This is a genomic window from Pseudonocardia sp. (assembly GCF_050250275.1).
GTDB lineage: Bacteria > Actinomycetota > Actinomycetes > Mycobacteriales > Pseudonocardiaceae > Pseudonocardia.
Window position 1 is genome coordinate 138935 of sequence record NZ_JBFWOY010000016.1, and the last position, 7034, is coordinate 145968.

The 7034-nt window shown below is 72.2% G+C and carries 6 protein-coding genes; 2 read left to right on the top strand and 4 right to left on the bottom strand.

Annotated elements, in window-relative coordinates; all coding sequences use genetic code 11:
• The first annotated feature begins 107 nt into the window (after positions 1-107).
• Both AB7F12_RS16370 and AB7F12_RS16375 read left to right on the top strand, forming a co-directional pair.
• Positions 108-881 carry a carotenoid biosynthesis protein gene (locus tag AB7F12_RS16370; protein WP_428502544.1) on the top strand — a complete coding sequence of 258 codons (774 nt, stop codon included), beginning with the start codon at positions 108-110 and terminating at the stop codon, positions 879-881.
• A 150-nt stretch (positions 882-1031) separates the two neighbouring features.
• A complete protein-coding gene (locus AB7F12_RS16375; RefSeq protein ID WP_428502543.1) occupies positions 1032-1376 on the top strand; it encodes a hypothetical protein in 345 nt (114 codons plus the stop codon).
• A gap of 119 nt (positions 1377-1495) precedes the next feature.
• Here AB7F12_RS16375 and pntB read toward each other — a convergent pair whose 3' ends face one another.
• The 4 genes from pntB to AB7F12_RS16395 all read right to left on the bottom strand — a co-directional run bounded on the left by pntB (position 1496) and on the right by AB7F12_RS16395 (position 6890).
• On the bottom strand, positions 1496-2917 hold the full coding sequence (gene pntB, locus AB7F12_RS16380) for a Re/Si-specific NAD(P)(+) transhydrogenase subunit beta (protein ID WP_428502542.1): 1422 nt from the start codon (positions 2915-2917) through the stop codon (positions 1496-1498).
• A gap of 3 nt (positions 2918-2920) precedes the next feature.
• Positions 2921-4522 (bottom strand): Re/Si-specific NAD(P)(+) transhydrogenase subunit alpha, encoded by a 1602-nt coding sequence (locus AB7F12_RS16385; RefSeq protein ID WP_428502541.1) that lies wholly within the window; start codon positions 4520-4522, stop codon positions 2921-2923.
• A gap of 750 nt (positions 4523-5272) precedes the next feature.
• Positions 5273-6007, bottom strand: coding sequence for a hypothetical protein (locus tag AB7F12_RS16390; RefSeq protein WP_428502540.1), 735 nt, complete (start codon positions 6005-6007; stop codon positions 5273-5275).
• Between the two features lie 184 nt (positions 6008-6191).
• Positions 6192-6890 carry a hypothetical protein gene (locus AB7F12_RS16395; protein WP_428502539.1) on the bottom strand — a complete coding sequence of 233 codons (699 nt, stop codon included), beginning with the start codon at positions 6888-6890 and terminating at the stop codon, positions 6192-6194.
• Positions 6891-7034 lie beyond the last annotated feature (144 nt).

The window sequence follows — 7034 nt, forward strand, 5'->3', positions numbered from 1 at the left end:
GTCGGGCGGCGCGGCGCCGCTCGGGGTCACAGCGGTGTTTGCCCGTGGCGGGGCCGGGTACGTCGCGGGCCCGTCGCCGAACCGGCGCCCGAGCCGGAAGGTCGTACGTGTCGCGCTCCCCCACCGTCCTGGCCCGCCGGCCCCGGGAAGGGGCTGCCACCTGGTCCCTGGTCGCCGCGGCCGTTCTGGTCCAGGTCGCGTACCCGCTCACCGCCGACACCTGGCGCACCCCCGTCACCGTGCTGTCGGTGGTGGTCTTCGCCGCCGCCGCGCTCGCCGACTGCGCCCGCAGGCACGGGCTGCGCGGCGCCGCCACCCTGGTCGCCGTCGCAGGTGGCGTCGGGCTGGTCGCCGAGGCCGTCGGCGTGTCCACGGGCGTGCCGTTCGGGGAGTACACCTACACCGGCACCCTGGGATCGGAGCTGATCGGTGTCCCGGTCGTCGTGCCGTTGGCCTGGCTGATGATGGCGTGGCCGGCGCTGGTCGTGGGCCGTGCCCTGGCCACGTCGAGGGTCGGCGTCACAGTCGTCGGCGGGCTCGCCCTGGCCACCTGGGACGTGTTCCTGGACCCGCAGATGGTCGACGCCGGGCACTGGGCATGGACGCACCCGGCACCCGGCCTCCCACTCGTCCCGGGTGTTCCGCTGACCAACTTCGTGGGCTGGGTGCTGGTGGCCGTCGTCATCGTCGGCATCCTGCACGCGCTGCTACCGGCCCCCGGCGACGTCAGCCGCCCCGCCGCGGCCCTCTACCTGTGGGTGTACGCGTCGTCGGTCCTCGCCCACGTCGCCTTCTTCGGGCGGCCCGGCTCGGCGCTCGTCGGCGGGCTGCTCATGGGCGCGGTCGCGATCCCCTTCGCGCTGCGCCTCCGGTCGACGTGACCGGGCGGCGCGGGAGCGGCATCGCCCCGCGCAGGTCACGCGGTGGGCACCGGGCCACCGCGCGCCGCAGGGCGCGGCTCGCCGACGCAGACCCACCCGTCGGCGTCGTCGTGTTTGCCGTGCCCACGGTCCGCGGGCCATCCTTGGCGGGTGCGTGAGAATTCTGTCGCCCTGGACCTCGACGACGCCGGTCTGGCCCGGGGTCTGCCCCGCCCGCTGCACCGCCACGACGCGATCCAGGACGTACCGTTCCGACCCGTCGGTTTCCGCGACGACGACCTGCCCTCGGCACTGGAGCGATCGGCCCGCTGGCTGCGCGAGGTGCAGGAGTGGCTCGGGGAGCCGGTCGACGTCATCGGCGTCCATCTCGACTACGACGACAGCCCCGAGGGGGTCTACTACGAGGTCAAGCTGCTCTGCAACGACGAGGACCTCGCCGGTGCACCCATCGCCGTCCGTGCGCAGGAGGCGGTCGACCCCGACGCCGGGGAGTAGCGCTCGCCGCACGACGTTCTAGTGCCCGGTGATGGCTGCCGGGCCGACCACCCCCGACACAGGACTGCTCCCGGGTCGCCCCGGGAGCAGTCCGTGGTCGAGCGTGGTGGCCGTGCAGGTCAGCCGGTGCGCACGTGGGCCCCGAGCTCGGCGAGGATGTCCTCGACGCGCGCCTTCGCGTCGCCGAAGAGCATCTGGGTGTTCTCCCGGAAGAACAGCGGGTTCTGCACACCGGCGTAGCCGGTGGCCATGGACCGCTTGAACACGATGACGTCCTTGGCCTCCCACACCTTCAGCACCGGCATGCCGGCGATCGGTGAGCCCGGGTCCTCCGACGCGGCCGGGTTGACCGTGTCGTTGGCGCCGATGACGAGGACGACGTCGGTCTCGGCGAGGTCGTCGTTGATCTCGTCCATCTCCAGCACGATGTCGTAGGGCACCTGCGCCTCGGCCAGCAGCACGTTCATGTGCCCCGGCAGCCGCCCCGCGACGGGGTGCACGCCGAACCGCACGTGCACGCCGGCGTCGCGCAGCTTGCGGGTCAGCTCCGCGACCGGGTACTGCGCCTGCGCCACCGCCATGCCGTAGCCGGGGGTGATGACGACCGAGCGGGCGTCGGCCAGCAGCTCCGCGACACCCGCGGCGGTGACCTCGCGGTGCTCGCCCTCGACCGCGGCCGCCGTCGACGACGTCGCGCCGAAGCCGCCCGCGATGACGGAGATGAACGAGCGGTTCATCGCCTTGCACATGATGTAGGACAGGTAGGCACCCGAGGAGCCGACGAGCGCGCCGGTGATGATCAGCAGGTCGTTGCCCAGCAGGAAGCCCGACGCCGCGGCGGCCCAGCCCGAGTAGCTGTTGAGCATCGACACGACGACGGGCATGTCGCCGCCGCCGATCGAGGCCACCAGGTGGATGCCGAGCAGCAGCGCCAGCACCGTGAGGACCGCGAGGATCCACAGGGCAGGGCTGATCACGAACCACACGGTGAACGCCGCGAACACGACCAGCGCGCCCAGGTTGAGCACGTTCTTGCCCGGCAGCATCAGCGGCGCCGACTTGATCTTGGCCGACAGCTTCAGGTAGGCGATGATCGAGCCGGTGAAGGTGACCGCGCCGATGAACACGCCGATGGCGACCTCGGCGTGGTGGATGCCCAGCAGCGAGCCGGTCAGCGCCTCGCCGGCTCCGCCCGCGCCGCCTTCGACCTCGAGGTAGCCGTTCCAGCCGACGAGCACGGCCGCGAGGCCGACGAAGCTGTGCATGAGCGCGATCAGCTCGGGCATGCCCGTCATCTCCACGACCCGGGCCCGCCACAGGCCGATCGCCGCGCCGATGACCAGCGCCACCAGCAGCAGCGTGATGCCCAGCCCCGACGCCGAGCCGAACGCCACGATCGCCGTGGCGACCAGCGCGATGGTCATCCCGGCGATGCCGAAGACGACACCGGAGCGGGAGGTCTCGTGCTTGGAGAGCCCGGCGAGGCTGACCACGAACAGCAGGGCGGCGATCAGGTACGCCGCCGTCGTCCACGTCTGCATGGTTCAGCTCCTCCCGGGGCTGCGCGAGAACATCGACAGCATGCGGCGGGTCACCGCGAAGCCACCGACGATGTTGATGAACGCGAACAGCGTCGCCACCGCGGCCAGCCCCAGCACCAGGCCGTTGCCGCCGGCGCTGCCGATCTGCAGGACCGCGCCGACGACGATGATCCCGGAGATCGCGTTGGTCACCGACATCAGCGGCGTGTGCAGCGCGTGGTGCACGTTCCCGATCACGTAGAACCCGATCACGATGGCCAGCACGAACACCGTGAGGTGCCCGGCCAGCTCGGGCGGCGCGAACGCCGTGACCAGGAACAGCGCCACCGCGCCGATGACGGGCGGGAGCGCCTTCGCCAGCGGCGACCGCTCCTTCTCCGGGGCCTTCTCCGCCGGCGCCACGGCGGCCTGCGGGGCCGCGGGCGCCGCACTCACCGACACCGCGGGCGGCGGCCAGAGCACCTCCCCCGCATGCGCGATCGTCAGCCCGCGGACGACGGTGTCGTCGAGGTCGAGCGCGAGCCGCCCGTCCTTGTCCGGGGTCATCAGCTTGAGCAGGTTCAGCACGTTGGTGCCGTAGAGCTGCGACGCCTGCGCGGGCAGCCGGGCCGCGAGGTCGGTGTAGCCGATGATCGTCACGCCGTGCTCGGTCGTGACGACCTCACCGGCCACCGAACCCTCGACGTTGCCGCCCTGCGCGGCCGCCATGTCGACGATCACCGAGCCGGGACGCATCGACGCCACGTCGGCCGCGGTGATCAGCTTCGGCGCCGGGCGGCCCGGGATCAGCGCCGTGGTGACGATGATGTCGACGTCGGCGGCCTGCTCGGAGTAGATCTCCGCCGCCCGCCTGTCGTAGGCCTCCGAGGTGGCCTTGGCGTAGCCGTCGGTGGACGCCTCCTGCTCCACCTCGACCGCCAGGTACTCACCCCCCAGCGACTTGACCTGGTCGGCGACCTCGGCGCGCGGGTCGGTGGCCCGCACGATCGCGCCCAGGCTGTTGGCCGCGGCGATCGCCGCGAGCCCCGCGACACCGGCGCCCGCGACCAGGACCTTCGCCGGCGGCACCTTGCCCGCCGCGGTGACCTGGCCGGTGAAGAACCGGCCGAAGGCGTGCGCCGCCTCGATCACCGCGCGGTAGCCGGCGATGTTCGCCATCGACGACAGCACGTCCATCGACTGCGCGCGCGAGATGCGGGGCACCGCGTCCATCGACAGCGCGGTGACACCCTGCGCGGCGAGCGCGGCGGTGCGCTCCTCGGAGAACCGCGGCGCGAGCATCGCGATCAGCGCCGACCCCGACCGGAGCTTGCCGATCTCCTCCGGCTCGGGCGGGTTGATCATCACGACGACGTCGGAGTCCCAGACCGGCCCGTCGACCACCTCGGCGCCCGCCCCGACGTACGCGGCGTCGTCGAACCCGGCCAGCGCACCCGCACCGGACTGCACGGTCACGCCGTAACCGAGCGCCACGACCTTGCCGACGGTCTCCGGGGAGAGCGCGACCCGGGTCTCCGACTTGGCGGACTCGGACGCCACCGCGATCCGCATCGGAACAGTCGCGGCGGCCGGTGGGGATTCGGCGTCCTCGGTGGTGTCGCGCATTCACTCTCCTAGATGTGGGCCGGCCCGCACGCATTGCGGCCCGTGGGCATGGTCCGTCGCCGGGGAAGGTCGGCCGCCGAGACTCATGGAAGATGGACCTCGCAGCGTCGACATCCTCGACGAGTATGTTCTCGGCGTCACTGCCACGAGCAGACTAAACGTTCCAGCCTTCTCGAAGGTCACGAGCCCGACGTGACGTCGGGTGTGGCACCCGCGCGGACGAACGACGTCGGCGCAGGTCCTCGACCCCGGCCCGGGCCACCTCGGGCGAAACCTCCGCCCGGAGAGCTCATCGCGTGCCGGGAGCGGGTCCGGCGATCAGCCGACCGGCCGACGGCCACAGCGACGCCGGGTCGGTTGCGGCGAGCCGGCCGTGCCCGCTGCGACGGCCGGGTCCCGGGGTACCGACCGGCGTCGCGCCTGTGGACGCCGCCGTCGGCGACCGGGGTGCAGCCCGCGGCCGCGAGGGCGCCGAGGCCGGGCCCGGCGCGGACGTCGCGCATCGGCTGGCGCAAGGTTGCGCCCGGCGCCCGGGACCGGGTCGTCGCCGCCCGGCCCGGGCACCTGCGCGACAGCCCGTCCGCACCGGCGGCCGACGACGAAGCGGGTGGGCGGGGAGGCCCACCCCGCTGATGCGGGAGCAAACGGTCGGACGGCGCCGCCGGGTCGATGACGATCGACGGGTCCGGCCGACGCGGAGGGCGGCGCCGGGATCGACGCCGCCCTCGTCCCCATGAGTTGCCGGCCGGGTCAGCCGCCCGACGCGGCGCGCGACCAGCCCCGCTGCGAACCGTCGGCCTTGAGACCCTCACGCTCGCCCGCGTCGTGGACGACCTGCACCAGGGTCTCGGTGGTGACCTCGCCGAGCTCGGCGAGGGCCGCGTACTCCGGCGAGCTCAACCACTTGTCGAGCGCCTCGGGGCCGCTCCAGTGCGACACCAGCAGGTAGCGGACCGGTGCGACGACGGGGAACTCCTCGAGCGGGCCGACGAACTGGAACGGCTGCCCCTCGTACTCGCCGGCGAGCGTCTCGAAGGGCAGCGCGCCGTGGCGCGTCATGGCCTCACGGAGCGAGTCGACGAGGGCATCGACGCGCTCGGCCGGCAGCGCCTCGGCCGGGACGATCGCGGTCTCGTTGAACAGCGGTCCGGCCAACTGCTCCCCCGCCTCGAGCTCCCGCCACTTGCGGATGTAGAAGGCGTCGAACCAGGTGGTGTGCGCCTTGTCCATCACAGGTTTGTGCCGGCGACTGTCGTACCAGGCGTCCATGTCGGACGCCGAGTCGAACTTGCCGCAGAAGTACATCCAGCCCGATGCCGCGATCGGGCCGCCGATGACGGCGCGGAAGCCGGGCTGTGCTGCGACGATCGGCCCCATGCGCTCCTGGGCCTGCCAGAACTGGTCCTCGGGTCCGGAGGCGAGGATCATGCACGCCTCCATGGTGATCGGGGTCTGCGGAACCCGTTGCTGGGAGTTGGCGGTCATCGTGTGAGTCCCTCGGTCGGCGACGCACGCATAGCGCATGTCGTGTGGTAGACAACACAACAGTATTGCGCATCAGTTGCGCTCGTCAATGCTGCAGCATGCCCTCGTCGAAGCACCTGGCGTCACGGTTGTGGCCCGCGTCCCGCATCCCTGGAACACCCCATGCGGACCCAGGACCCGGACGTCATGGGCCTGCGCGCCGACGCGTCCAGGGGGGCACGCGGCCCGTCGCCCGCGTCCACACCCGCAGGAACAGCACGACGGACACGACCAGCGACGCCGCGACGACGACGAGGCTCACCCAGTGGAAGGCGTCGAAGTTCTTCTGCGTGAAGTCCCATGCCGTCAGCCCGAAGGTGGCGAGACTCAGCATCGTGACGGCGAGGACGACACCGTTGAGGAACCGTCCCTGCCGGGTGGTGAGCGAGGTCGTGGTGTGGGCATGGACGTGCTCGCACACGCCCAGGCCCGTGTCGAGCGACGACAGCTGATCGTTGAGCCGCCACACGTCGTTGACCCGGTTCCAGATCGTCTGGTCGCGGCCGGTGAGGTGCAGCGGGATCATCTCGATCTCCGCGCGGAACCGTTGCACCCGCTCGTAGAGGGTGAGCAGGTCCGTCGACCGCTCCTCGAGCTCGTGCAACGACAGTTTCCGCGGGTTGCGGTCGAGCATCGTGGCGAGCTGGAAGTCGAAGTCGAGCACGGCGGCCCAGATCGCGGTCTGGGCGGCGATCACCCGGACCAGCGCGTCCCACGTCGCGGTGACCGACCGGTGCGTCACGACGCACGCCTCGACACCGAGCCGGGCGGCGGCAACGCCGGGCCCCGCCGTGTCGGGCAGGGGCTCGCCGTCCGGGGAGAGGACCCGCGCGATGCCGTCCATCGCCGCCTCACCGGTGTCGGGGGGTGTCTCTATGGGGTTGTCAAGCGGCTGCGGCCACTGGTGGCAGCGTCGGGACGCTCGGTGGTGCGTAGGGGCGCCGGTCGCGGAGCATGGCGTAGATGACGTCGGTGCGGCGGCGAGCGA